The organism is Bacillus sp. SSR7, from assembly GCF_055902415.1.
In genome coordinates, this window is the sequence record NZ_JBVVXV010000001.1 from 769,461 (window position 1) to 795,262 (window position 25,802).

General features: G+C 34.9%; 16 protein-coding genes, 1 pseudogene and 3 other annotated features. Of the genes and pseudogenes, 1 reads left to right on the top strand and 16 read right to left on the bottom strand.

Features of this window, described 5'->3' with window-relative positions; genetic code table 11:
• Positions 1-49: 49 nt before the first annotated feature.
• From essC to AC0NJG_RS03845, 6 genes are all read right to left on the bottom strand, one after another.
• Entirely contained in the window at positions 50-4,057 is a 4,008-nt protein-coding gene (gene essC, locus AC0NJG_RS03820) for a type VII secretion protein EssC (protein ID WP_474062863.1), read from the bottom strand.
• 31 nt (positions 4,058-4,088) lie between these two features.
• Positions 4,089-4,451 (bottom strand): EsaB/YukD family protein, encoded by a 363-nt coding sequence (locus AC0NJG_RS03825; RefSeq protein WP_000391141.1) that lies wholly within the window; start codon positions 4,449-4,451, stop codon positions 4,089-4,091.
• Positions 4,452-4,480: 29 nt separating this feature from the next.
• A complete protein-coding gene (locus AC0NJG_RS03830; protein ID WP_088327111.1) occupies positions 4,481-5,254 on the bottom strand; it encodes a PP2C family serine/threonine-protein phosphatase in 774 nt (257 codons plus the stop codon).
• Positions 5,255-5,265: 11 nt separating this feature from the next.
• Positions 5,266-6,030, bottom strand: coding sequence for a vWA domain-containing protein (locus AC0NJG_RS03835; RefSeq protein WP_044792564.1), 765 nt, complete (start codon positions 6,028-6,030; stop codon positions 5,266-5,268).
• A 199-nt stretch (positions 6,031-6,229) separates the two neighbouring features.
• Entirely contained in the window at positions 6,230-7,528 is a 1,299-nt protein-coding gene (gene aspS, locus AC0NJG_RS03840; RefSeq protein ID WP_308902527.1) for an aspartate--tRNA(Asn) ligase, read from the bottom strand.
• A gap of 108 nt (positions 7,529-7,636) precedes the next feature.
• Positions 7,637-7,848: a binding site (T-box leader), on the bottom strand.
• 66 nt (positions 7,849-7,914) lie between these two features.
• Entirely contained in the window at positions 7,915-9,300 is a 1,386-nt protein-coding gene (locus AC0NJG_RS03845; RefSeq protein WP_308902525.1) for a UDP-N-acetylmuramoyl-tripeptide--D-alanyl-D-alanine ligase, read from the bottom strand.
• Between the two features lie 63 nt (positions 9,301-9,363).
• Between AC0NJG_RS03845 and AC0NJG_RS03850 the strand changes: the two genes are divergently transcribed.
• Positions 9,364-9,843: a hypothetical protein gene (locus AC0NJG_RS03850; protein ID WP_074601317.1), complete on the top strand. Its 480-nt coding sequence runs from the start codon at positions 9,364-9,366 to the stop codon at positions 9,841-9,843.
• 107 nt (positions 9,844-9,950) lie between these two features.
• On the opposite strand, the gene AC0NJG_RS03855 is transcribed toward AC0NJG_RS03850, so the two are convergent.
• The 10 genes and pseudogenes from AC0NJG_RS03855 to AC0NJG_RS03900 form a co-directional block, all read right to left on the bottom strand.
• Positions 9,951-11,462, bottom strand: a complete 1,512-nt coding sequence (locus AC0NJG_RS03855; protein ID WP_173601444.1) for a M36 family metallopeptidase — start codon at positions 11,460-11,462, stop codon at positions 9,951-9,953.
• Between the two features lie 292 nt (positions 11,463-11,754).
• Complete coding sequence (gene ileS, locus AC0NJG_RS03860) at positions 11,755-14,856, bottom strand: isoleucine--tRNA ligase (protein WP_087952371.1); 3,102 nt, start codon at positions 14,854-14,856, stop codon at positions 11,755-11,757.
• A 53-nt stretch (positions 14,857-14,909) separates the two neighbouring features.
• Positions 14,910-15,149, bottom strand: a binding site (T-box leader).
• Between the two features lie 250 nt (positions 15,150-15,399).
• Positions 15,400-19,602: a bacteriocin-processing peptidase family protein gene (locus tag AC0NJG_RS03865; RefSeq protein WP_087952370.1), complete on the bottom strand. Its 4,203-nt coding sequence runs from the start codon at positions 19,600-19,602 to the stop codon at positions 15,400-15,402.
• A gap of 301 nt (positions 19,603-19,903) precedes the next feature.
• Positions 19,904-20,680, bottom strand: a pseudogene (locus AC0NJG_RS03870) (endonuclease/exonuclease/phosphatase family protein).
• Positions 20,674-21,552 (bottom strand): class I SAM-dependent methyltransferase, encoded by an 879-nt coding sequence (locus AC0NJG_RS03875; protein WP_087952369.1) that lies wholly within the window; start codon positions 21,550-21,552, stop codon positions 20,674-20,676. Before AC0NJG_RS03875 ends, AC0NJG_RS03870 begins: the two are co-directional and overlap by 7 nt.
• A 223-nt stretch (positions 21,553-21,775) precedes the next feature.
• Positions 21,776-21,994, bottom strand: a complete 219-nt coding sequence (locus tag AC0NJG_RS03880) for a hypothetical protein (protein WP_087952368.1) — start codon at positions 21,992-21,994, stop codon at positions 21,776-21,778.
• A gap of 29 nt (positions 21,995-22,023) precedes the next feature.
• Positions 22,024-22,353, bottom strand: coding sequence for a DUF2085 domain-containing protein (locus AC0NJG_RS03885; protein ID WP_087952367.1), 330 nt, complete (start codon positions 22,351-22,353; stop codon positions 22,024-22,026).
• A gap of 170 nt (positions 22,354-22,523) precedes the next feature.
• Positions 22,524-24,212 (bottom strand): arginine--tRNA ligase, encoded by a 1,689-nt coding sequence (gene argS, locus AC0NJG_RS03890; protein WP_474062864.1) that lies wholly within the window; start codon positions 24,210-24,212, stop codon positions 22,524-22,526.
• Between the two features lie 44 nt (positions 24,213-24,256).
• Positions 24,257-24,471 (bottom strand) — a binding site (T-box leader).
• A 40-nt stretch (positions 24,472-24,511) separates the two neighbouring features.
• The gene (locus AC0NJG_RS03895; protein WP_474062865.1) at positions 24,512-25,288 is read right to left on the bottom strand and encodes a class I SAM-dependent methyltransferase; all 777 of its coding nucleotides are present in this window, start codon (positions 25,286-25,288) and stop codon (positions 24,512-24,514) included.
• 49 nt (positions 25,289-25,337) lie between these two features.
• Positions 25,338-25,772, bottom strand: a complete 435-nt coding sequence (locus tag AC0NJG_RS03900; RefSeq protein ID WP_000063713.1) for a BrxA/BrxB family bacilliredoxin — start codon at positions 25,770-25,772, stop codon at positions 25,338-25,340.
• Between the last annotated feature and the right edge of the window lie 30 nt (positions 25,773-25,802).

The following is a 25,802-nucleotide window of genomic DNA, read 5'->3' on the forward strand; positions in this document are numbered from 1 at the left end:
TAAATTACAAAAATATTCTATTTTCTAGTAATTTAACCCTATTTTAATATTATTTCACTTTTAATTCAGACCATTTCACACTAATTTTCTCTGTCATTGTGCGAAGTAAATGTAATGGTGTATATGCACATTTTATTTTTATTGGCTTTCTACGTATACAATATCCATCCCCACTTAATAATTCTTGATCCATTTCAGTATGTGGAAGTTTCATATTAAAGAAATACACATCGTTATTTTGTGTCGTTCCCAATAAATAACCAATACTTCTCTTTCTAATTTCCGCAAACCATTTTTCATGAGAATAGCTATTTAAACTAGACGTTGTAGCCGCTGTCATAAAGTGAATCCCTTTATTTTTACAGTTTTGGACTATTAGTTCCATTTTATTTTTTGCCTCATAATCAGTAGATAATACAGTTAACATTTGATCAATATCATCAATTGCAATGATTATTCTCTTATATGGAAACTCCACTGTTACGTTTGGATCTATAGAAGGCATTATTGGTTCTCTATTATTTATTAGCTCTAACAATTCATCTAACATTTCTTTTAATTGCATACCCTCTGTAACTTTCTTCTTCACATGAGGTAAATCTCCAAGAGCTAATAAGCCTGTAGGTCTTTCACCAAGGTCTACTAAGTATAGCTCAACCTTTTCAGGAGAGTATTGGTATGTAGTAGTGAATAGAAGTGTTTGTAATACCGATGTTTTTCCACCTTCTATTCTTCCCCCAATAAATATATGACTCATTTCATCTAAAGAAAAGCTTTGTAAGCGAATATCCTCTGTTTCTATACCTGCTGAAATTTGGGCTGTTTCTAATTTTCCAACCATATGCTCTACAAATATTTCTTTAGGTACCATTGGAATAGCTTTTGCTTTTTCACCATCCCATTCCCCATTCATTTTTTGAATAATTGTTTTTAATTGTTGAGAGTACTCAAGTTCACTTTCACCAATAAACGGCAATGCTGCTTGGAATAGTTCCGGCGGTTGCCCTTTCATTAATCCACGACCAACAGGAACTTCAATTAATGGGAATTTAGGTCTGCCTACTAAGTTATGGTATTCTGTTCCATCTTGCAATTCAAATGTAAGTGCCATCGGTATATTATTACGAACACGATCGAACATATCAATTGTTTGATTCAGAGAGAAATAGAAATAAACTCCGTATGTACTTGATTCACGCAATAATAATTCTAATACTTCATTTTCTTTCTCGAATTCATTTTTGAATCTTATATAACCATCTACCATTACTACTATAGCTGGTATTTTCTTTTCTACCATTCGGTTATACATAGAGAATGACTTTGCACCGATATTAGAAAAACTCTCTTTTCTATGCGTGATTTCCTTCTTTAAAAATCCAAATAGACGTTTCATTTTCTCATTTTCGCCTTCTTGTATAATCCCGCCTATATGAGGTAAGTCTCTAAAATCTAAGAACATTCGACCAAAATCAATAACATAGAAATTCACTTCTTCTGGTGTGTGCGATACAGCTAAGGACATAATAATTGTTTGCAACATCGTCGTTTTCCCTGTACCTGGCATACCATAAATATTTAAATGCCCTTCTTGTAAATCTAACTTCAGAGGAAATTGTGCTTGATTTGCAACATCATCAATTAATCCTACTGTTACTTGTAAATATTCTTTCGGTTTATTCCACTCAGCAATTGTCCAATTTTCCATAGCATAAAATTCTTTTAACAATAATTTTTCCGGTAATGGATCCAGCCAAGGTCCTGGTAATGCTTTAATATTTTCTTTTTCTGATACGCTCTGTACATATTGAATAAAAGCTTGTAATTGCTTTGGACTATTTGTCATTGGTTTTGGACGCTTTTTCACTTTTATTCTTTCACCGGAAAGCTTCACTTCTGTAAAGTCAACAATATCAAGAACTTTCTCTTCATCTGGATTATAAGGTGCTCCACTCCATGCAGATTGGAATAATTCCAATACTTCATTGCTACCAACTTGAAGATATCCTCGCCCTGGTACATTGATTTTAGATGCATCTGGAATCTTTAACATTTCACGACTATCCGCGTCATCTTGTACACGTAAACAAATTCGAAAACGTGAGTTACTCCAAATCTTGTCATTTACAACCCCTGAAGGTTTTTGAGTTGCTAATAATAAGTGAACTCCTAATGTCCTTCCTATTGCAGCGACACTAATTAGCTCGTCCATAAATTCTGGTTGTTCCTTTTTCATTTGAGCAAACTCATCAATAACAATAAATAAATGTGGTAAAGGTTCTTTTTCACGCCAGCTTGTTTCATAATATTCATCTAGATGCTGAACATTTCCAGCTTGAATGAATAATTTTTGTCTCCGTTCTAGTTCTGCCTTTAATGAAATTCTGGCACGCTCAATTAAGTTCGGGTCCTCTAAGTTCGTAATAGATGCAATAATATGCGGTAATCCCGCAAATGTGTTTGACATCCCACCACCTTTATAATCGATAAGCATAAATGCCATCTCATGAGGGTGATAGGTTGCTGCTAACGCTGCTATTATAGACTGAATTACTTCACTTTTTCCTGATCCTGTTGTACCAGCCATTAGACCGTGTGGACCATGCCCTTTTTTCTCTATTTTATCGTGAATATTTAGAAAAACAGGTTTACTTCCTTCTCTTACACCAATTGGAACCGGTAATGAAGTCGGATATCGATTTTCTTTCCATCTCTCTAGCACTTGTAGCTCTTCCATATTTTTAGCTTGAAACAAGTCTAAAAATGTTAATACTTTCGGAATGTTGGCTGCTGTAGAACTTTTCATTCGAATTGGAGCAATGCTTCGCGCTCCTAGTTCACATCGCTCGAATGAAAGTCGATCTACTTTAAAACTAGCACGCGTTGTTCCACTATTTTCAGCTGAACTTGAAAACGTTTCTACTAACTCACCATTTTCTCCATTTAAGCTTATTACAAGATCACATTCCATCGGTAAGCGTTCCTTTTGTTCCGCAAAAATAAATGTAGAAGCTCCTACACTTTCACCTTCTCTAAGTAACATTGGAGTTAAAGGATCATCTTCTAAAAACTCTCTCGCTGATAAGAAAAATACATACATCGGAATTAAAGGAACTTTTGCATCTGCTTGCGCAGAGGAATTATAGATTCTACGCATATTAAGTGGGGTAAATAGTACTTCAGCTAGTTTCTGTGCATCCTGTTGATTTTCAGATAAAAAGCGCATACTTCTCTGTTCATCCCATACGTGAGGAAGCCACCTCATCCAATCCCACTGCTTTTTCTCCTTCTCATGATAAAATGCTGCTATTTTCACTTCATTTGGTGCATGATGCGTCATAATTTGTGTCGTTACAATTCGAATAAAGTTTAGTCTATCTTCTTTATTTCCGACTACACCAATTACATCATTTTTTTTCAAAGAAATTGAAATATGTCCATTCGGTATCGTATTGAAATCTCTTTTCACATTTTGTGCTTCTGTAACTAATGGATTTTCTTCGTAACCTTTCTGTTCAGGCACCTTCAATTCTACAAGGAATGGTCTTTCTCCTGTACCAATACGAATATCTAAAAAGTCTGGACTTTCAGGTGTTCTCTCCCACAAATTACTTTCCCTGTTTTCAATTCTTTGTACACTTTTTAATGGGCTTGGATTTTGTGTAATTAAATATTTTGCTTGTTCAACCTTTAACGTATCTAATTCCACTCGATGCTTTTGAATTTGCTCTAAATATCTTGTTTGTAATTGTTCAACCATTTGACGATGTTCTTTCTTTTTACGGAAATGCCCCATCGTTGTAATTATATATGATCCCAACATCGGAATACTTGAAACCATCATTAATGGCATATAACTTGAATTCATCTTCATAAATTTCATCATTACAAAATATAATACCAATGTTAAAACTGTCATCATTGCAGGCAGTAACATTGTTTCAATTGAAAACTTCGGCTCCTCCGGTATATTCGGTGGATCATGAATAATAACATCCCCTGTTGGTATATCTACTTTCACACGCGGAGAGCGTTGAAAATACGGTGATTTTTGCACAAAACATTTCTCCTTCCCCATCCCAAAACTATTACTCAATGATTTTCCATACATAATCTTCTTCACTAGAAGACATATCTTGTTTAACAGGTTCATTATAAACTTCTTCTGCTGGCATCATTTCAAAAGAAGGGATAATTGCTCCTTTTTTATGTAGCATTACATATTGTCCATCCCACACATCATTATCGCGCAACGTTTCATCATTTCGAATAGAATGCCACTCTTCTTTATCTTTTGCCACTCTAATTTCATAGATCCCGCTCAATGCTTCATCTATTTTTTCATGATGTAAAATCGCTTCAATAATTTGTACCACTTTTACGTCATTTGGAATTGCAATATCAATTTCTTCATTTGACTGTTTTATGTATGTCACAATAATCTCTTCCACGTTAATTCACCTTTTTTCCATCGTGTTTATTACCAAGAAACATCTAAAAATGAAATATCATCGCTTGTCGGAGAGTTCTGTGCCCTCTCAATTTCTTTTAACACTTCCTCAAAGTTATACTGCTTAAGCGGCACAAGTCCGTCTGAGTGAATAACTATCCGATTCGCTTCTTGCCTAGATAATGCCTTTGAAAAAACCGCCAATTCCCCACCAATAATACCTCGCTGTGTAGACCATCTTTTCTCTATATTTCTCTTAAACTTCATTACATTCGAACAATTCTCCTTATCTTGAAACAATTGCACAAATGAATCGCCATGTGTAACTATCGTTATTTGTACTTTATCTTCATTTGGAATGAGTTCTATTTTCCCACCAATAAACATCGTTTCACTACCTTGTTTTCGCTTTTCCTCCAAGACATCGCGAAGTAACCACGGTGTTTGTTCTGGCAACCGAAATGCACTCACTTCCTCTGAAGCTTCTTCTATCCAATTATTTAACTGTTCATTTAATAATGTAGCAATATCCAGTTCACTTTCTTGACATGTTTCAAACAAGTTTACTAACTTCATACCAAGAAATTCCGCAGCAATTTCACCATGAAAAGACAGCCCTACACCGTCACATAACGCAAATATGAAACTAGTTCCATTATCTTGAAATGCTAGGAAGTCCTGTCCACACTCATTTAAATCCTGCGTTTCCTTTGCTCTTACATAGCTATATCGATAAGAAAAATGATTGGTTTTCTTATCTTGCAATACCGTTTCTTTCTTTTGCGATAGGATATATTTCACCATACTTCCCCCTCCTATCGAACCGGCGTTGCAGCCGACATTTGAAATCCAAGTGATACTAAATCCGCATTTGTCCCAGGAAACATCATCACCGCACCATCTGCAATATGAAATCCATGTTCTGTCATCATCTCACGATAGCTTTGAGGGATAGGCGATGAAAGTCTTTGCAACTTTGCACCATATTCATCTGTAATCTCTGTATTTGGCATAATCCCTTCCCACTTCTTTATATTAGAAATTTGCTCTTGCATAATTTCATCTGAAATAAAAATATTTTCAATTAATACGTTTCCATCAGGTACAGACATATTCATAATTCTTCGTACAATTAATTCTGGATCTTCACCAGTTGAAGCCCCATCTGTCATATGACAAACAACAGGGGCTGGTCCATCTTGTAAATTTGGTAATTCCTTTTGCAATAACTTCTCCACTACAGAGAAAGCTTTTGCTGTATCAGTTAAACGATGCGTTTGAATTTTTTCTAATGGGCGCAGTCTTGCTACCTCATCTATTGTTTTCACACCACCCAATAAATCAAAAACATGATCGCTATAGGCTAAAATAGATAACTTATATCTCGGGAGCAAGCGACTACCTTTTGTTGAACGAAATACCATTTGGCGAATCGCTAAAGAAAGAGCATCCGTTACAATATCAATTCTTCTTTTTTCTTCTCCGCCTGCATCCATCATTTGGTTCATTGATGCGCTTACATCAAGAAGATAAATTATATAAGCTGGTGTTTGTTGTGTTGCTTGAGTTTGATATAACATGTTTCATACCCTTCCATACATTATTATATGAACTTTTTTTATATTCATATTTCATTATAACTTATGAATTTTCTTTTTCTCAATTCATTATAAAATGTTCTTAATATAATTTACATATTTTCACACAAAAAAACAATTATTCCCTTTAACATATGTTGAAATACATAAACCCCTTCTGTAATATAGAGGGGGTTTAATATTATGGTATAAGACGAGTACAATCTCTCGGAAAAGCACTCGCTTCTCGTACATTTGTTAATTCTAATAGTTTATATACCACTCTCTCTAACCCAATTCCAAAACCACCATGCGAGGGACAACCGTATCGAAATGTATTTAAATACGATTGAAATTTATCGGGATGTAATCCTTTTTCGTTAAACGAAGCGAGTAACATTTCATAATTATGAATTCGCTGTGCTCCTGATGTTATTTCTAATCCTTTATATAGTAAGTCGAACGAATCAGTTATAGCTGGATTCTCTTTATTCGGCATCGTATACATCGGTCTCGCTTCTTTCGGATAATGTGTAATGAAAACAAACTCACTCTTATATGTTTCCTTCACATATTTCCCTAGTAACTTTTCACCTTCTGTATCTAAATCCCCTACAGGAGATTCTTTACGATACTTACTTTTTAAGATTTCTTGTGCTTCTAACAATTTGATTTTCGGTATTTCAGTAATGACTGGTACTTCTATTTGTAATAGTTGTAGTTCTTTTTCACAGTTTTTTGCTACTTGTTGAAACATATAACGTAAAACATCCGTTTCTAATTGCATCACTTCATGAAAATCATGAATAAAGCCAAGCTCTACGTCTAACGATATATATTCATTCAAATGCCGAGAAGAATTATGATGCTCTGCTCTGTAAACAGGTGCAATTTCAAAAACACGTTCTAGCCCGCCAGCTACCATCATTTGCTTATAAAACTGTGGTGATTGTGCTAAATAAGCTTCTTTTTGGAAGTATGGAAGCTTAAAAACATTTGCTCCTCCTTCTGCCCCTTGCGAAACAATTTTCGGAGTAAATATACGTGTGAAATCGTTCTCTGTAAGGAATTCACTAAAGCTATGAACGAACGTAGATTTCACTTTAAATATTGCCGCGGTTCTCTCATGTCTTAATGATAATACCCGCTCATTAAGTAGTTGATCTAAGCCAACTTGCAACTTCTTTTTATTTATTTCAAATGGAAGTTGTTCTGCACCGTTTATTACTTTCACTTCATGCGCAAGTACTTCAACACCCAATTCTGTTTTCGTTGTTTCGACTATCTCGCCAATTACATGGACGACACTTTCTACATCAACTTTATATCCAGCCCATTCATTTTCTAATACACATTGAATTACCCCTGTTCTGTCCCGTAATAATAAAAAACTAACATTTCCAAGATGACGAATCTTTTTTACCCATCCTTGAAGTAATACAACCTTTCCGCTTTGCTTCGTACATTCTTTTGTGAGTGAACGCTTCATTATTTGATCCATTATATTTCCCTCCAATAATTTTATATTTATTTACGTTATTGTTGTTGTCATCGTCATCATCCACGATCACTCACCTCCCTTCAAAGAATACAAAAATCCGCCCCTATAAATAGGGACGGATTTTTCCGCGGTACCACCCAAATTGTCATAATGACCATCTTAGCCCTGATAACGGTAGGTACCGTTTGCTTTTACTAATTATCACGTTCAAAGCAACACTCACAGGTGTCTTTCCATCATGCGGTATCGCAATCTTCTCAGCAACCGATTGCTCTCTGTAGACCTTTGCATCATGTACTTTTCCTGATCATCACTTTTTATATTTACAGAGTATTCTATCTCTTTGTTTTATAAAACGCAAGTCTTTTTAAATATATTTTGATTTTTCACATCCACTTTTGTACAATCTCCTCTAAAGCCATTCCACGTGAGCCTTTTAATAATACAACATCATTTTGCGTTATAATTTTTAATACTTCTTCTGCTATCTTGGCTTTGTTATTAAATGACCGTACTTTTCCTATAGCATATTTCTTACTTGCTTCTTCCGCTACAATTTCAGCTAACTCTCCATAAGTAAATACATATTGAATGCTCTCTTCATTTAACATTTTACCAATTTCTCTATGATATGTTTTAGCATTCTTTCCTAACTCCAACATATCCCCAATCACTATCATTTTTTTCTCATAGGCATTTAATTTCTGTAACGTTTCAATTGCAGCCTTCATTGAGGAGGGACTTGCATTCCATGCATCGTTAATAATTGTAAAACCTGTTTTAGCGGTTAAAAACTGAAAGCGCATTTGTGTAATATTTATTTGCTGCAATGCTTCTTGTATCTTTTCTATAGGGACATTGTAAAATTCCCCTACAGCAATTCCAACGATCGCATTTAAAATATTATGCTTTCCATGTAAAGGAACATCATACTTCACTTTTGTTGAATCATTTAATTTAAAGTGAACACCATATTCATCTAATTGTACACTATTGGGATACAAATCATTTGTGTCTTTTTCACCAAACGATTTACATTCTATACCTAACATATTATTATTTCGAGAAAGTAATGGCTCATCACCATTATACAGAAACAGTCCATCGTCATTTAATCCATCTACAATTTCAAATTTAGCCTTCGCAATCTCTTCCCGTGACCCAAGCGTTTCTAAGTGTGACTGTCCAATCATTGTAATGATCGCTACATCTGGCTGTGCTATTCGTGATAAATTTCGAATTTGTCCTTTTTCACTCATTCCCATCTCAAGTATTAAAAACTCTGTATCTCGTTTCATCTCTAAAATTGTTAACGGTAAACCGATTTGACTATTAAAATTACCTTTTGTTTTATGCACTTTATAAGTTGAACTTAAAATGCTTCCTATTATATCTTTTACCGTAGTCTTGCCATTACTACCTGTAATTCCGATTACTTTTACATTTATCTCTCTTCGATAAAATTGTGCCAATTGTTGCAAAGCAAACAAAGTGTCATCTACAAATATAATTGGAATCCCTTTTGGCGGAGTACCGTAAGACTTTTTCCATAAGGAAGCGACAGCTCCATTATCCATTGCCTCTTTCACATACTCATGCCCATCTTTCACCCTAATGATTGGAACGAATACATTTCCTTCTTTCATATTTTTGGAATCTATGCAGACACCATGCATCTCTATAAGATGAAACGATTTTTGTAATCCTTCTCCATTTACTACTTCTTCAAGTTTTTTCAAATTCATTTGAATCAAAGTATCACCTTTTTCCATTAAATTACATATTTACTGTTTTATTTACAAATATTAATAAAAATTTTATAGCGAGGTGTGTATATGCAAAAAGCGATTAGTTTCTTTCTCCTATTGTTTTGCCTAATTGTAGTAAACGAAACGTACGCCTATTCACCAAAATCTTTACCAATCTCTCAAAACACTGATCAATGGCAAGTGAATATTGATAAACCGAAAAAAACAAACAAGAATATGCTTCAAGCTAAAAAAGATGAATTTCAAACGTATCAATTTTCAGTGAAAAATGTTGGAAACAGTGAAGTATATAACGTACATGTCGAAGTGTTCCGCAACGAGCCAAAAACAAAAACGAAATATGAACTCTTTTCCCTAAAGGAAAGCCGTTTAGCAAGTGGAAAAACTGGATTTGAACATGCTAATTTTCCAGTTGCTACAAAAGCGGATGAAGTTGATGTAATTATTACTTGGCAAGAACACCCTTTCCGCTCCATGCGAAATGGTCAAAAAGTGGAGTCTAGAAAATTTAAAGAGCATTTTGTTTTTAAAGACGAAAAAAAATAAATGAAATGCGAATAAATTCACATTATCATTCATATAGCTTACTTTACTAGTACCAGTTCTAAGGCAAATTAAAAAGTCGTGGCTTATACATGCCACGACTTTTTATATTAATTCGTACTAATTCCTCTCGCTGCCCAAATACGATCGATATCAGCGGCATGTTGTCCGCCATATAAAAGAGCATCCGCTTGCTTAATTGCTTTTGCTCCATCACTGAATTTAGAGTTTGGTGTTAACGACCAGTGCGATTGTAAAATAATTTTCGTTGCAACATCACGACCAAATGCTTGCGCCATCTCATATTGTCCTTGAGCCCAAATTTCTCCATCATCATGTACTTCATTCGTAATATCTTTCGGATACACTTTATTATTATCTAATCGGCGTAAGCACGTTGGATCTGAACTAGAATAAGCAGTCGCATCCCATTCTCCAACACATGCTTTTCCGTAGCCTGTTGTCGATACTGCATCTTCATACGTAGCACCTAAGAAATCACCAAATCCTTCTCCCATCGCTCCGCCTTCTGCAGAACTACCGAAGCCAGGAACTTGGTTATCTTGAATTGAATGCCCATATTCATGTGCGATAATACCTGCATCTTCTGCATCATCTACTCCGCCAGTACCAAAGGTTAAAGCTTTCGTTGTCGGAGAATAAAATGAGTTGTCCGCCGTTGTTCCATTCACATTCACTTTAATAGAGCGATTATTAATATTTTTAAAACCTAGACTTTGAATGTAACGTTGTAAAGTATCAATATGATAATACGACATCACATCTTCAAAGCTATCATTTGCACGTGTATAGTTAAATTGTAAGTTTGTAGATTTCGTTTTTGCTTTTGAGGAAATCGTTACATACTCTCCAATTAAAAATCCTGTCCCATCTAAACCTTTTAACGTAACAGTCTTTAATTGGTTCGTTAATGCTGTTGAATCTGCATCATTGTTATCTTTTAAACCTACTTTACTACCGCTAGATACGACTGGATTAGGTAAAAATACTTTTCCTGATCCTTCTGCTTTACGGTTTATATCAACTTTTTTAATTAACTTTCCATTTTCTGCATCAATAAATGTTTCCCATGCACCAAACGGATTATTAGAATGGACTACAACTTTGTATACTGGACGAGCAATTCCCTCTTCAACAATATATCCAAATTCTTTCTCTGTAGGAGCCCATAAGTTTTGTTCACTTACTTCTCCAACATACGCCATTGATTTTTGTATTGCATCTTTTTCACTAATTTTTGTCGTTACTTCCTTCACACCTTTGACAGATTGATAATCAGAAACAGCAAGTACTGCCTTTCCCTCTCCGTTAAGAGTAACTGTAATTTGTTTCGAAAATACAGGTGCACCATTCACAACTTGTTGGAACCTAACATATGAAGCTACCGACGTTTCTGTTGTAGAAATATATTGCAAGTCTGAAAGGTCTGTTTTCAACCCATACTGCGCAGCATTTTCTTTTAAATATTCAGTTGCTTTCTTCTGCGGCGAATAAGCTTCTAGCTTTACTTGCTGTTGTTTTTCCAATGCCGAAACTGTAGAAATTGTCCCCATTACTAACGGCACAGTCATTGCCATTGCCACCATTTTTTTATTAAACATAGAACCACTCCCCCTAATAAAGTAGCTCAACCTTATCCCATTACCACTAGGCAATCATTCCCCATAAAATGGGGGGAATAAAAATTGAATCTACGAGTAATTCTTTATGAACAATTCTATTACCTTTCCATTTAGGGCGCATGAAATTTTCTCAATATTTATGTGTAAAGCAAAAACAATACTTTAGAAAGAAATTTTCTTGAGGTCCTATCGAATCGATTATGAAAAAATTAGCCGGATAAATATCTATCATACAAAAAAGGAAGTTGGAATGATTCCAACTTCCTTTTCTTTACTTAGTCGCGCTTAATTTAATACGAACTTTCGTCTCACCTAAAGATAGTTCATCATCTTCATTCGTTAAGTGACCAAATGTAAATTGTTTAACGAGTAAGTTTTCTTCCAACAACTCTTTATGATTCGTTAACGTTTGCTGCAGTTCTTCCTCTGTATCAAGAATTACATCTACTCGTAAATTAACAGGTAAATTCAGCTGCTTACGATATTCTTGAACAGCGCGAATGAATTCACGTGCTACCCCTTCTTGTAGCAATTCTTCCGTTACATTCGTATCTAACATTACTGTATATTGTCCGTTAGTTGTATTAGAAAATCCTGATTTCGCAACTTTCTCTACTACTACATCTTCAGCTGTTACCACTACTTCTTCTCCTAATGCACCTTCGTAAACTGCTCTTTCTGTAGAGACAAAGTTTTGTACCTCGTCTTGTGATAATTGTTTTAGCCAGCCATTTACTGCATTCACATTTTTACCGAACTTCGGCCCAGCCGTTTTAAAATTCAGCTTTAATTGATAGGACGTGTATTTCGTTTCATCAAGTTCAACATGGAACGCCTTCACATTTAACTCATCCATGACGATATCACGATAAGATTCCCAATCCATATCATTTTCATTATGCTCAAGTAATACAAGTTCCGCTAACGGCTGTTTTACTTTTAAAGAATGCTGATTACGATTACTTCTTCCAAGTTCAACAACTTGTAAAACTGCATCCATTTCCGCTTCTAATTTCGGCTGAAGTAGTGATTCATTTACAACTGGATAATCCTCTAAATGAACGCTACTTCCAGTTAAATTCAAATGAATATCTTCAGCGACAAACGGTGTAAATGGTGCAATTAATTTACTAATTGTCACAAGCACTTCATGAAGTGTCTCATACGCAGCTGCTTTTTCAGCATTCATACCAGACTCCCAGAAACGATTACGTGATCGTCTTACGTACCAGTTACTTACTTCATCTACAAGCGTCGCGATTTCACGAGCTGCATTCGTAAATTGATAATCATCAAGTGCAGTTCTCACTTTTTTCGTTGTGCTATGCAATCTTGATAATGCCCATTCATCCAATTTCGTCCGCTTTACGTCATACGTTTCGTTCGGATTATACTCATCTAAATTTGCATATAAAACGTAGAAGCTATACACATTGACTAATGTATCTACAAATTTAGATTTTGCTTCTAATACTGTTCTTTCAGAAAAACGCTTCGCATTCCACGGAGCACTGTCAACGAGTAAAGCCCATCTTAAAGCATCTGCACCAAACTTCTCTACTAAATCAACTGGATCTAGTGCATTCCCTTTACTTTTAGACATTTTCCGTCCTTCTTCGTCTAATACATGCCCTAATGATAACACTCGTTTATACGGTACTTTTCCCGTATATAGTGCTGATACAGCTAATAAACTATAAAACCAGCCGCGTGTTTGATCAATTCCTTCTGCAATTACATCTGCTGGAAACTGTTCTTCAAATAACTCTTTATTTTCAAACGGATAATGATATTGCGCAAATGGCATCGAACCACTATCAAACCAAACATCAATTACTTCTGGTGTACGCTTCATTGTACTTCCGCATTTTTCGCAGCAAACTTGCACTTCATCTACATACGGCTTATGCAATTCTAAATCTTTAGGTGTTTCTTTCGTACTATGCTTTCTTAAATCAGCAATACTTTTCGGAGAGAATTGATGATCGCAACTTTCACATTCCCATACGTTTAATGGTGTTCCCCAATATCTATTTCGGCTAATATTCCAGTCCACCATGTTTTCTAAAAACTTACCAAATCGTCCATTTTTCATATGATCTGGATACCAAGTAACAGTATCGTTATTTTGTAAAAATGTATCTTTAATTGCAGTCGTGCGGATTAACCAGCTCTCTCCTGCATAATAAAGAAGTGGTGAATCACAGCGCCAACAATGTGGGTAACTATGTTCATACTTTTCTTTATGGTAAAGTAAATCTTCCTTCGCTAAATAACGAACGATATCTACGTCACAATCTTTAACAAATTTCCCTTTCAAAAATGGTACTGCCTCTGTATACTCACCTTTCTCATCTACAACATGTAAGAATGACAATCCTTCACTTTGAACGACTCTATAATCATCCTCTCCGTATGCTGGAGCAATATGAACAAGTCCTGTACCACTATCTGCCGTTACAAAATCTGCTCCGATAACGCGGTAACCATTTGTAACTTCTTTCATTGGAAACGGTGCTGTGTAAGAAGTATTTAATAATTCTTCTCCTTTATGAACAGATAATACTTCATAGTTTTCTTTTAAAACATTTTGTACACGTTCTTTCGCAACAATGTATACATGACCTTCTTGTTTCGCTTTCACGTATTCCATATTTGGATGTACAGCGAGTGCAACATTTGCTGGAAGTGTCCAAGGTGTTGTCGTCCAACCTAGGAAGTATTCATTGTCACTATCTTTCACTTTAAACTTAACTGTTGCACTTAAATCTTTTACTATTTGATACCCTTGGGCAACCTCATGTGAACTTAGTGAAGTTTGACAACTTGGGCAATATGGTGAAACTCTATGCCCTTTATACAATAAACCTTTTTCATGAATCGTCCCTAAAATATGCCATACACTTTCGATATATGGATTCTCTAACGTAACGTATGGATCATCCATGTCTACCCAATAACCGATACTTTCAGTGAATTCACGCCACTGCTTCTCATATGTGAATACACTCTCTTTACACTTCTTAATAAATGGTTCAATTCCATACTCTTCGATTTCATGTTTACCAGAAATACCGAGTTGCTTCTCAACACCTAATTCTACAGGTAAACCGTGTGTATCCCATCCCGCTTTTCTTAATACTTTATAACCAGCCATCGTTTTATATCTTGCTACTACATCTTTAATTGTTCGTCCAAGCGCATGACCTACATGCGGTAATCCATTCGCCGTTGGTGGTCCTTCATAAAAAACAAACGATTGTGCGCCTTCTCGATTCTGAATTGATTGCTCGAAAATACTTTGCTCGTTCCACTGCTTACGAATACGTGTTTCTCTCCCTACAGCTGACTCTTTTACATCTACTTTCTTCATCTACAATCACTCCTTTTTATGTTTTAAAGCACACAAAAAACCCGTCCCTATGAAGTAGGGACGGGTTTAACCGCGTTACCACCCTAATTCTATTAGCTCTTCGCTAATAGCACTTAGCAACGTACTATCATACGTGTTCTTTGTAACGGTAGACATCCGTCCGGGCTTACTTACTTTCAGCCTCGGCTCCTCGGAGATGATTTTCAAATAACGTCTGCACACCGGCTTTCAGCAACATACCGGCTCTCTGGGGAACAGTACACTATTTTACTCTTTCTCGTCTTCAGATTTGTATACTTTGTTAAAAGTTATTTTATGCCATCAGGCGATGAATTGTCAACTAATTCAAAATATATTTTATCCCGCTTTAATGGGCAGTAAGACCCCCACCTCAAAATTCAGCGAAAGCAAAGAAGTTAGGTGGGGGGCGGGCTACCCATTAAAGTCCGATTGGTGAGGGCTGATAATCAGTGGGGGATGAAGAAAACCCCCACTGATTAAAGTTTCACTTTATTTATATCCTTTTTCATTCTTCTTATACAATTACTTTTCAAATTCTCGCAATACTGCTAAATTTTCATTATCCTCGATAAGTTCAGCAAAAAATCCTGACTCATCCTCACGAAGTACAATTTCAAGCTCTTCCTTCGCCTCTTCATTTCTGTTTAACTGCGCTAAATAACAAGCACGATCGTATCTCGCTAACAAATCACTCGCATCCATTGTTAATACTTCATTTGTTATTTTTTCTGCCTTTATCGTTTGGCCAGCACCATGATATGAAGATGCTAAAGAAAGAAGAATTGCTGTTTCATTCGGATGATGTATAGCGGCATTTTCTAATACATGAATTGCCTCTTCAAACCTCTCTTGACTTTGATATATTTCTCCTAAAGCAAGAAATGCTCTACTTACAAATGGTGTTTGCTCCGTTAATTGTAAGGTAATCTTTTCTGCCCTTCTTTCTTCCCCCGCTTTAAACAATACTTGTGCTTGCAGAAGAAGAGTATCATAATCATCTGGTAACTCTCGAACCATTTGCTTCGTTACTTCCGAAGCATCCCTTATCATATCCTCTTCCTCGTACTCTATGAAAAGATTTACAAGTTGCTTCGCTACATCATAATCCCATTTATTTTCTAACGATGTTTGCAATACACCTATTGCCTCTTTATTCATCGTCACATTCTCGTAAAATAGCGCAAATCGCTGCGCTGCCATACTATTTTTCGGATTTAACTGTAACGAAATTTCATATAAATCAATGATCGTAGTAATAATAGAAATTTCTTTCGCACGGTTTTTCATGCGATAAAAAGCTCTTGTAATTATAGATTTCTTCGGCTGTTCATTTTGTTGACGTTCAATCCATCTTTCTGTAACCGCAGATGCAGCATACATAAACGCCATACTTCTGTCTGCCTTTTTTACTTTTAATATATGAAGAAAATCTCGTATGTTAGACCATTTCTTATGTTGTTCTATCGCTTTTACATATACATCAAATATACGTTCATTATTCACATCTTTTTGTATCACTTTCATCGCAATTTCAATTGCTTTTGCATTTCTATTTTTCACTAATACTTTTGCATAATGATATAAAACTTCTGTATGCTCGCCATCTAATCGTAGTGCCTCTTCAATCTGTACTTGTTCTTTATCTAGTTCATTCATTGCTCCATACACATATGCAATCGCATCTAATCGCCATATTTCAGGTACTTCGTCCGCTAATTGTTCTAGTTCAGCCAGCAATTCTTCCTGGAGATTCATTTCTACTGAAAGCTGTGCCAAATATTCCATATTAATATGCAACGGCTCTTCTTTCATCGCCTGAACCATATGACTTTGTTCTTTAGAACGATTTTCTTCTTTTTCATATATTTCCGCAAGCTGTAAATGTACACCGACGAAATTCCCATCAAGTTCTAAACATGTTTCATACGCTTGTTTTGCTTCTGACAACTGCCCTAATGCCATAAGTGTTTCACCAATTCGGTAATACGGTAATGCCGTTTCCTTTTGTTCTATCGCCCTTTTATATCTTTTCATCGCTTGGCCATACTGTCCAATAGATTCATATAAAATACCTGTATAACAACCGTATTCACTTACTTCATTTCTTTCTTTGTCTAATGTTCTTAAGAATGCTATACCTCGCTGCACAAATACCGTTCCTTTAATTCGATTCACATATTCATCTAACGCGCTTGCTACATTATATTCGCTCTGTTTTATACCACTCTCTAACTTAGACAATGCTACTTTAAACCCTTCTTCACTTCCACCAAGTTCAACTTCAGCATCCCATAAAACCATTCCAGCGTTCATAAGGAAATCTTGGCTCTTTTCAATTTGTTTTTCGATACTGAGAATATATTCTTTTGCTTCCTTATATTGTTCTCTTGCCATATAAACTTGCGTAAGTCCGAAGTGAGAATATACATCATCATGATTTTCTTCTAAAGCACGAGTATACAATGTTTCCGCTTCTTCCAGACTATCATTTTGGAAATGGTAATCCCCAAGTTTTACGTATAGAGGTGCCTTATCATCACAATTCTCAATACCCTTTAATAAAACTTCTTTCGTACTTTCTTCATCCTTCAAATCAGATTCGTATATTTCCGAAAGTTTTGTATAAATGTAAGGTGCATTACTATCCAAATGAATTGCTATTTTAAGCCCTTTTATTGCTAAATATAATTTCCCTAAATGATGTGCACATCTCGCTCGCTCATACCATACATGTGCTTCATTTTTATACTCTCTTAACAGATCGTTAAAGATTTCATACGCTTCTTCATATCTTTCTAAATCTATCAATATTAACCCGTGATTCGTTAAAGTAAATCTTTCTGGACTACGTTCTAAAGCAACTTGAGAAAACTGAAATGCCTTATCAGATTGATCGATATACATATATGATAACGCAAGGAAACTCCAAGCGATCGGCTGATCTGCGTCTAATTGTAATGAGGAACGAAAACTTGAAATCGCTTCTATATAACTTTCCTGTTCAAAAGCATATCTTCCTTTTATTAAATGATATAAAGCACGATTATTTTTCTTCTCAACACTCGCAAGCATTTGTGCAGCTTTTTCTAATTCTTCCAGGCGAATAAAGCACTGCGCACCATGTAATTTAACAAAGTCCGAGTTTGGAAACTTCTCCATTAACTTATCGATACAATATAAAATAAATTCTTTATCTACTTCAACATCTAAATGCTTAACTGTATATAACCACGTATTCGGATTATCACTTGTTTCTTTTAAAAACTGTACTAACTTATGAATCCCTTCTTTATCGTGTTCATCTAAATGATCCGTTAAAGAAAAAATGGATTTGAAATAAGTATTTTCTTCTTCATTTAAAAATGATAGTTGTTCCTTCTTTTCTTTCGGAACAAATGTAATCGCTAAACAACCTGTATAACGATATTTTTCTTGTAACTTACTATATTCCACAATAACTGGTTCGATAAAGTTCGGATCTTGAACATAAAAAGCTTGCAATGTATCATCATATCCAGCTAGTACTTGTACATGTGACGCATGCTCAATATCTATACTTAATAAAACGGGAATCCCCTGATCTAACAGTCTCTTATAATTTTCTACATTCCCTTTAAAATAACGATATTCATAACCTAATTCTTCTAAATAAGAAACAGTGTCTGAAAACTTCGAGCCTGTCATATCAAAAATAAACTCTGCTATTTCATCTTGTGTACGTTTTTCTCCCCATAACTGCAACATCATTTCTAAACTTGTCGGAACACAATAATTATCCTTTTGTACAATCGGAACGATCGGTAGGTGAACCTTTTTGCCATCTGGATTTTTTTCTAAATTATGATATAAAGACTCTTTTAAACTTTTTTCTTCTTTTAATACCTGTTGTAAATCTGCAAGTTTATTCATTTTGTAAAGCGCTTCTGCACGTAAATGTACAAAGTAAGTTTTATACGCATGATAAGGAAGCTGATTATTTATGTTATCTATTACCGCTAACATCTCTTCATACTTCCTTAAATCTAATAAATATTTCACCTTTTCAAAATGAAAATATGGTACTTGCGGGAACTTTACAATCGCATCATCAATTAGCTGTAATGCACGTTTTTGTTCTCCTTGATTCGCATATAACTGTGATAATAAATAGGTAGATAGCTCTTCACAATCTTTATGCTGCATGCCAGCTACAAATTGTTCTTCTGCTTTCTCCCATTCACCTGTATGCATATAGACGTAGCCCCATTTATCAAAAACGGCACGTGCACTGTACTCCTCTGCCTTTTGCATATAGATTAAGGCTTCTTCATTTCGTTTCATTTCCAACAAACATCGTACTAACGTAAAATATGTTTTTGCTAAAAGATCAACTTCTATTTCTTCCTTATTTACCTCTTCTAATGAGTCTTTTAACAACTGTTCTACTTCAAGTATTTTCCGCTCATCAATTAACTCATCACAATATAAAGAGAGCGTTCTCATATTTGGGAATTTTTTATAGGCGTAGCGAATGAGGAATGAACTGTATTGGTGCATAAGCCCTTCATCGGTAAGACGTATTAATATGTCAAACTCCTTATGTGAAGGAACATTAGCAAGCCAATTCTTCAAATAAGATAAAGTATTCTTTTCTTTTATATATGAAATTTCATTATTTATTTCCTGTAATCCATCTATAAATCTCTTGTCTTTCAAACAAGCATCTAACTGCTTAAAATCTAGCATGTATTCACCTCGAATATTTATTTGCACTGCTACTTGCTTAGATTTTACACATCATATTATAGGTATTCAACTATAATCTCTTATAATGGATAATATTATTTAATATTATTCGAATTTATAACAAAATATAGTAAAAACGATTGTTGTTCTCTGTATTTTGTTTGATTATATGGAATAACGTAACATGAGCTCTTATCTTTCAAAAGATGAACACTGTATAGAAAATTATATCGGCGATCTTCAAAATATGTCAGCGATTATACAGTGAATATCGACTTGCCGACAAAAAATGACATTTTTCTCATTTATTAAATTTCAAATCTACAAAAACACCGTAATGGTCACTAGGAAATACGCCAGATGAAGTTAGTGCCGAATCCCCAAATATAGATACGTTTTCAATTATAGGAAGTCTCAATAGGTCATTTTCTTGCATCATAATCCAGTCATACCTTTTATCTTTCTTTACCTCTCCTCTTAAATTCGGATTCTTTCTATAATCTAAAGTTGGTTGAACTTCTTTAAGCTGCGCTACATCTATCCAGTGATTTCTAATTAAATCTTCATGAACCCTTGAATGTTCATCATCATAAAAATCACCACATAATAATTCGTAATCACTTACTCTATTTGCAATCCAATTATTCACGGCATTCATTTGTTCTTGTCTTATCCTATTAGATTTTCAATTTAAATGAACATTCATTACTCCAAACTTACAATCTTTATATGTAAAGATGCTTTGAATGGCACAATAATTCAATTCCTCTATGTCGGTTTCCCAAATTGCTTCTTCAGCTATAATAGGTATTTTGCTTAAAAAGGCTAGGCCTTCATCTGGAGAATCAGGGTACTCCTTAAATATACAAAACGGATACCCTACTTGATTTGCTATATACTGTGCAACATTTTTCTTTGAATTCAAATTAACACAACTTCTAACCTCCTGTAGAGCAAGAATATGTGGAGAAATAGTTCGAATCTCCTCACAAATAGCTTCTAATCTCTCCACCCAAAGACTATCATGGTTCCATATATTGAAGGTAGCAATCCTTAATAAATCGCTATCTTTCAACATTCTACGTCACCAAATGTAATTTTCATATTCGGAGCATATACTAAAGAAGAATGCATTTGAAATGCTTTAAAAAATCGGAGTTCAGCTTCATATTGAGCTAGCGCATCATCATATGTTAATCCTCTAGCCATTAAACGTTCTATAAATCGCTGTTTATCACCTGGATCTCCTGCAATCCCTTCTTCTTTTAATGAGTGATACAACTTTTCTTTATCATTATGATGCATATTAGAATCTAAAAAGTTCACTTTATCACTTACTCTACATTCAATATTTTTCACGCCTAGTTCACTTAAAAACGTCGGTATTTTCATACCAATATTTCCATCTTTTCCGCTTCTCTGCGTGTCACTTTCAAATAATTGCTGCAAAGCACCTAGCCTAATAATTTCCGATTGTTTCTCTCCATTTATATAATATGAAGACATATTTGATATCCAATGTGGCTCAAAACAAATTATTTTCCCTCCACTTTTAACTGAATGCATCATTTTTTGTAGCATTGTTTTTGGTGAACTCATATGTAATAAGAAGGCATGACAGATTGCTATATCATATGTATCGTTCAATTCAATTTCTGTAGCATCTCCCTCAAGAAATTGTGTCTCATATGGAAGTAAACGAAACAACTCTCTCGCTTCAGCAAGTAATGTTTCTCCACTATCAATACCTGTATACTTTGAACCTCCTGGAAGTAACGGCATTAATACTAAGCCTAAATAACCATATCCACAACCGAAATCAACAATATGTACTGGCTTAGTAATCTTCCAAACTGTATTTACTAAAAAACTTACATAATCGTCGTTGTAATATAAATCTCTTGTGTTTTTTAAATATATTAGTTTGCTGTTCCAATCATACTCTTCCAAAACCTACGCCTCCTTTTATATACAAAACTATAGTTCTCCATTTGATAAACGGATTCCTATGTTTCTAAAAATTTTAGCGCTGTTGAGTTCTAATTAAAACGTTATATTGCACACGCTCTTTACCCTCCGCCTATTCAACAAATTAATCTTGAAAAAGTAAAAAGGATTACATACCTGAAACGATATACAACCCTTTTATAATAATATCGAAATAAACAGAAGATTAGTTAGTACAATCACAATCCGAGCAATCCGTACAATCTATTACTTCACAATCTAAATTTCTCTTTTTTTTGCTTCTTTTTAAATAAAAATATAGTAGTACCATAAATAATATGCAAATAACAAAAGCTATTGTTGCTTCTATATATTTTTCATAAATGATAAAACCAATTCCACTTCCACCTGATATAAAAATTAGAATTATGTAAATCCAGAACATGTAAGTATTTACCTCCGTTAATATGTGGTTTAAGATATAATCCATATAATACTAGATGCAATAAATAGTCCCATACCATTTCCACTTAATAAGCCGGTAGTTACTCTTAACAAATTTGTGCTGCTTCGCCATTTCCACTTTTGGCTGAATCCATCGATTAATAATGGAATTTGAGCAAAAAAGGATAGCAATAATGAGAGACTAAACGAAGGTGTTATTAAAAAGTAAATTGGAAACATACAGAAACCAATCAGCATACCTGTGCATCGTGCACATAAAGGTATGTTTTTTTGTAGTTTAAGAAAACTCCTCTCCGGTATTCTATGACAAGGAATATGCAAAATAAAACCTCGAATCAATACAGATCATCCTCTCTACAAATATTTTAATTGATTTCACAACATAATTATAGAGTTCTTACATTTCATAACATATAACTTCTTATAGTTTCAAGGCTTAGTCGGCAAAATAAAAAAAGACAAATTAGGTTAATGATCTCCTAATTTGTCTTTTTTACTATAGCTTTATTTTACATCTCCTGAGGAGCATCCACCCCAAGTAAACGTAATCCCTCTTTTAATACAACCGTCACAGCATACACTAATGCAAGTCTGTTATCTTTCTCTTCGCTCTCTTCCAATATACGCACATTTCCATAATATTTATTGAACGATTGTGCTACATCTAAGACATATTTTGAAATGATTGATGGCTCATTTTTGTTGAAAGCTATTTCAATTACTTGTGGGAATTTATTGAGTAATTTTACGACGCTCCAGCTATAATCATCTTTTAATGCAAACGTACACGTTTCAAATTCTACACTTTCTTTTCTTAAAATAGAGCAAGCACGTGCATGTGTGTACTGTACGTACGGTCCTGTTTCTCCTTCAAATTTCAGCATGTTTTGTAATGAAAATTCAATATTATGCATACGTTCATTTTTTAAATCGTGGAAGATAACTGCGCCAACACCAACTTGCTTCGCTACTTCTTCTTTCTGTTTTAAGTTTGGATTTTTCTCTTCAATATTTTGTTTTGCAAGTTCGATTGCTTCCTCAAGTACTTCTTCGAGTAAAATAACTCTTCCTTTACGTGTGGACATTTTCTTACCATCTTTTAAAATGAACCCAAACGGTACATGTTCCATGCCCTCTACCCAATTGTAACCAAGCTTTTTTAATACAGTGAAAAATTGATTAAAGTGTAAACTTTGTTCCGGGCCAACTACATAAAGGGCTTTATCAAATGCATATGTGTTTTGACGATATAACGCTGCCGTTAAGTCACGCGTTGCGTAAATCGTTGCACCATCGGATTTTCTAATTAAGCAAGGCGGCATTCCCTCTTCTTCTAAATTAACGACTAACGCGCCTTCTGACTCTTCAAGCAAATCATGCTCCTCTAAAATCCCAATAAAATCTTCCATTAAATTATTATAAAAAGCTTCTCCTTGAAAATTAGTAAATTCAACACCGAGAAGTTCATAAATACGAGAAAATTCTTTTAAGGATTCGTGACGGAACCAATTCCAAAGCTCAACAGCTTCTTCATCACCTTCTTCTAATTTCTTAAACCAAGCACGCCCTTCTTCTTCTAGTTCTTCGTCGTCTTTTACCTCTTCATGGAATTGAACGTATAACTTAAATAATTCACGGATTGGATCCTCTTTCACTACTGCTTCATTTCCCCATTTTTTATAGGCGGTAATTAACTTTCCAAACTGTGTTCCCCAATCCCCAATATAATTAATTCCTACAACTTCATAACCACATTTTTCAGCAATATGTTTCAGTGAATTTCCAATCATTGTAGAACGTAAATGCCCCATTGAAAAGGGTTTCGCGATATTAGGAGACGAATAATCGATAACTACAGTCTTTTCACATCCAAAATGATTTTGGCCGTACTCTTCTTTCTCCGCTAAAACCGTTTTTAATACTACATCACTTACAATTTCACGATTAAAAAATACATTTACATAAGGACCGACGGCCTCTACTTTCGTAAAAAACGGATCACTTAATTTCTCTGCAACTTCTTTTGCGATAATAGCAGGTGCTTTTTTATATTGCTTCGCTAATAAAAAGCATGGGAAGGCTGCATCTCCAAATTCATCTTGTTTCGGTGTTTCGATTAAATCTAAAATTTGTTTTTGCGTTAATTCATTCGTGAAAATATTAGATAAACTTTCCGCAAAATGCATTTTATAATCCATAATTTAACCTCCTTATTTTTTAAAACACAAAAAACTCGTCTCTAAAAAGAGACGAGTTTAAACCCGTGGTACCACCCTTGTTGTTCATTACGAACCACTTTCCCGTTTATAACGAGGACAGGGGGCCTCGGCTTACTCTACTATTCGTTCAAGAAGCATCTCCGAAGTGCGCTTCATCTTTTTCTTCCACACTAGGCTCACACCATCCCCAGCTCGCTTTCCTTCTAAAAAAGACTACTCTCTTCATCACCGACAGTATATTTAATTAATTATTGCTTATTATACATCTTTTCAAACAATTAGCAAGGGTCAATTACACCAAAGTGAAACTTAGCACTTTTTCTTTTGTATACGTGAAAATTATGTTTTTCAAATCTAGAACTACGGAAATGGTCTTTCAGAACGACACGCTTTCTCGCCACACGCTTCGCTTCTGCAATTGTATCATCAGTAATATCTTGATACAAAGCGAAGTGTTTTAATCCTTTTATTCCATCTGATTCAATAACAGTTTCTTCAAACATCGGATCAAGATATACGACATCATAACTATTATCTTCACATTGTTTTAAAAATGCGTAATGCTCAGTTTGCTTTACATCAATTCGTTGCATTGCTTCATCAATTTCAGAAACGGATGAAGACCATGTTTTCAAACCATTTTCCATAATATAAGCCATATATTCATTGCCTTCAAGTCCTGTTACTTTTCCGCTTTCACCAACAATATAGCTAGCCACAATACTATCTGATGCCATACCGAGCGTACAATCTAACACTGTCATTCCACTCTCTAATTGCGTGGCTTGTACAAACGGATCGTGTTCTCCGCGCATTAATCTTTTCACACGAAACATCGCCGAGTTTGGATGAAAGAAAAACGATTCTTCCGTACCTTTTGGATAAATAGCTAATCGGTTCTTTCCTACGACAAGCACATCTTGTTCATACTGCTCATGCAGCTTATGTACTGGTATGTCATTACGTTTAACGAAAGAACGATTTAATTCTGCCGCTACCTTATTTGCATAATCTGTCATTTCTTTGTTCGTTCTTCCTGCTGTTGTTACTATCATTGTTTCACCTCTATATAAAGAAAAGAGGGAGATTTACTCTCCCCCTTCTTTAGCAATTCTTTTCGAAAGCTTGCTCTAAGTTCGTAATAATTTCATCCATAGTTGCACCTTCAATTTCATGACGGTGAATGAAGTGAACAACTTCTTTTCCTTTTAATAATGCCATAGATGGTGAAGATGGAGGAATTTCTCCGAAGTATTCACGCATTTTTGCAGTAGCATCTTTATCTTGACCTGCGAATACAGTTACAAGATGGTCAGGTTGTTTTTCAGCACGAACAACCGCTTGACCTGCTGATGGACGTGCTAAACCAGCTGCACAACCACAAACAGAGTTTACAACTACTAAAGTTGTACCTGTTACGTTTTCCATAAATTCTGTTACAGCTTCTTCTGTAGTTAACTCTTCAAACCCAGAACGCACTAATTCTTGACGCATCGGGATTACCATTTGGCGCATGTATTCTTCATAAGCATTTGACATCTTGTAATCTCTCCTTCAACTTTCATTCCA